The sequence below is a fragment of the Streptomyces sp. HNM0645 genome, from assembly GCF_030056615.1.
Classification (GTDB): Bacteria; Actinomycetota; Actinomycetes; order Streptomycetales; family Streptomycetaceae; genus Streptomyces; species Streptomyces marianii.
In genome coordinates, this window is the sequence record NZ_JASHLT010000116.1 from 1 (window position 1) to 2,869 (window position 2,869).

1 protein-coding gene and 2 pseudogenes are annotated in these 2,869 nt (G+C 70.0%); 2 read left to right on the forward strand and 1 reads right to left on the reverse strand.

Going from position 1 to position 2,869, the window contains the following annotated elements:
* The first annotated feature begins 6 nt into the window (after positions 1 to 6).
* Entirely contained in the window at positions 7 to 1,629 is a 1,623-nt protein-coding gene (locus tag QMZ92_RS35835) for a polysaccharide deacetylase family protein (protein ID WP_502962222.1), read from the forward strand.
* 373 nt (positions 1,630 to 2,002) lie between these two features.
* Here QMZ92_RS35835 and QMZ92_RS36720 read toward each other — a convergent pair.
* A pseudogene (locus tag QMZ92_RS36720) lies at positions 2,003 to 2,182 on the reverse strand (IS701 family transposase); the annotation flags it as partial.
* Between QMZ92_RS36720 and QMZ92_RS35840 the strand changes: the two are divergent.
* A pseudogene (locus QMZ92_RS35840) lies at positions 2,172 to 2,567 on the forward strand (ISL3 family transposase); the annotation flags it as partial. The pseudogenes QMZ92_RS36720 and QMZ92_RS35840 sit on opposite strands and share 11 nt — an antisense overlap.
* Positions 2,568 to 2,869: the final 302 nt, after the last annotated feature.

Consider the following 2,869-nt stretch of genomic DNA (forward strand, 5'->3'; position numbering starts at 1 on the left):
ACGCTGATCGGCGGCACCTACGCCGAGCCGATCATGCCGCTGCGCGACCCGGCTGCCAATGTCCGCCAGCTGCTGACCACGGCCGACCTGCTGCGGCACCATCTCGCCGTTCCTGACGGTGCCACGTCGACCGTGTGGCTACCCGAACGCGTCTGGGACCCCGCTTTGGCCGCCCAGCTCACCGACCGGTCCCTGCCCGACGGCGGTTTCCGACGCGTCCTGGTCGACGACCGTGTACTGGCTCCGCCCGGACCGGCCCGGGCCTTGGCCGACCGGTACGGCCCGTACGGGGCAGGAGGCGGCCACCCGGTCAACGTGACCGGCCTAGTCGATCCCGCACTGCTGCAGCCACGGCAGATCACCGCCGAAGGACGCGGGCTGCAGATGGTGCCCATCTGTTCCCACCTGCGCTACCTGATCCCCGCCCGCTCTCTCGAACACCTTCGGGCACTGGAGGAATTCGTCGCCGACGTGCGCTCGCGTGCCGATCACCCCGAACGCCTGCTGCTGGTCTACGCCGACGACCTGGAACGCACCGCCGGCGTTGCCGGATGGGAACCCGCCCTCGCCGGCTACCGGCGCGCGATTCGCTGGTTCGGCCAGCACCCGCTGGTGCAGCCAGTCGCCCTCGACGCTTGGCTGGACATCAACCCTCCGCAGGCGGGGCCCGTCCCCGCCGCCGGCACCTACTTCGAACTCGCCATCGACTGGCGGGCCGGGGAGGATTACAGGGGGTGGGCCGACAATCCACAATGGCACCCCTATGCGACGCTGCTCGCCGAGCTGGAATCCCGGATCCACACCGCACGCGGGCTGGACAACGCGGATGCACGGCTGACCGCACTCGCCGAGAAGCTGGTCATGGTCGGCACACATGAGACAGCCTGGCACGACCAAGAAGACGGACAACGGCAACTGGCCCCGTGGGTGCGTGCGACGGCCTCACACGCCCGGCTCGCCAGACCGCTGCTGGCCGCCGCACGCTGGGCTGCGACCGGATCCCGCATGCCCGAGGCCACCATCTGCGACATCGACGGCGATGGGACGGACGAGCTCATCCTGGCCGGAGGAGATGTGTGGTGCCTGGTCGCCCCGGCGGAAGGTGCACGTGTGTGTCTGCTGGCTCACCGGTACCCCGAACGCACGGGCAGGGCAGCACCGGACCTTGACCCACCGGGGGCCGCAGTGATCGTGGGCAACCCGGTAGACCACTGGAACCTGCAAGAGGAACTGCACCGGTTCATGGACGCTCCACCCGCCCACCCCGGTGCCCTGGCCGATCACCACCCGCACCTGGCCTGGCACCCCCAGCGGCCCGTACACACCGGACACGCGGTCACCATCGACCTCCTCCCCGCCGTCTCCAACCCCTTCATGCGTAAGCGCCGGTACGCCCTCATCGCCGGCGTACCGGCTCTCGCCTCCTGCCTGTACGGTGTCCCCGATCGCCCGNCCCGCACCTGGCCTGGCACCCCCAGCGGCCCGTACACACCGGACACGCGGTCACCATCGACCTCCTCCCCGCCGTCTCCAACCCCTTCATGCGTAAGCGCCGGTACGCCCTCATCGCCGGCGTACCGGCTCTCGCCTCCTGCCTGTACGGTGTCCCCGATCGCCCGATCACCGTAGAGAATCTCGTCATCCCGGACTACCTGGGTGCGTTGAGGACCGGCAGAGCGGGAATCGAGCAGGTCGGCGGAGGCTGCTGGACCGGGTGGAGGTGGAATGGCCGCCAGTGCTGGATCGGGTATGACCCGGCTCAATCCCACCTCGCCGCACCGATCTGGACAGCAGCCGGGCACGGCCACCCGCTCGCTCTCACCGCCGAAAGCGGCCACCTCGACCTGCTGATCGGTGCCGGTACCGCTCATGACACCAGTGTCACCGCCTGGCTGAGCACTGCCCGCTCCGCCCTGCACACGGACCCTCTCCCCTGACGCGCGAATGGAGTCCGTCCAAAGGGGGTGTGCGGAGCGCCGTCACCAGGGTCGGGTCGAGTTGCGCCGCTGGTGGGGTTGCGGCGGACCAGCAAGTGGCGGTGCTTGTCTGTCCCGATGCCGATCCAGGCCCAGTCGTGGTAGCGCGGGCCCTTCGCGCCGTTGCCGGCGCTTCGTCGGTTCCAGGCGGCCTCGGGCAGGCGGCCGGCGACCGTGTCTGCGCGGATCGGGGTGCGGCCGGAGTTGCCCGAGCGGATGCTCCGCTTCCCCAAGTACCGTGCCAGCCTCTTCGATCCCTACCGCGAGTACCTGCGTAAACGCCGGGCCGAGGGCCCCGCAGTCCCCGTAGCGCACCTTTCGAAGAGATCAAGGTCCTCGGGTCCACAGGGCGGCCTGAACCTCCTGCACAAGTACAACAACCAGGGCCGCGCGGACGCCGACCGCAGCCACATCTCCCCGCGCAGACTCGCCCGGATGGGCCTCACCAGGCCCGACAACCTCAAAGCCGAACATCACGACCTCCTGGCCCGGCCCACCGCCTCCTGCACCGAGATGTCCGAACTGGCCTCCCGCATCAGAGACTTCACCCCGCTCCTGACGCCTCACGCCGGAAACGCTGACGCGCTGGATCCCCCATGCCACCACCCCTCACCCGGCCTGCCGTTGACAGCCAGGCCGGCGGCCGAAGCCACGGCCCCGACCCTGACGGCGGCGCCAGATTGGCCAGTGCGGCAGCCTGGAGGGCGTCCCGACCTCTCCCTGGCTGCCTCACACGGCGACCGGAACCGGTTCGGCGTCGCGACGTACCAGCTCCGAGTACCTGCCGTCACGCTCCAAGAGCTCCTCGTGGGTGCCCTGCTCGACGATGCGTCCGTCGTGCAGGACCACGATCCGGTCGGCGCCCCGCACGGTCGACAGCCTGTGCGCGATGG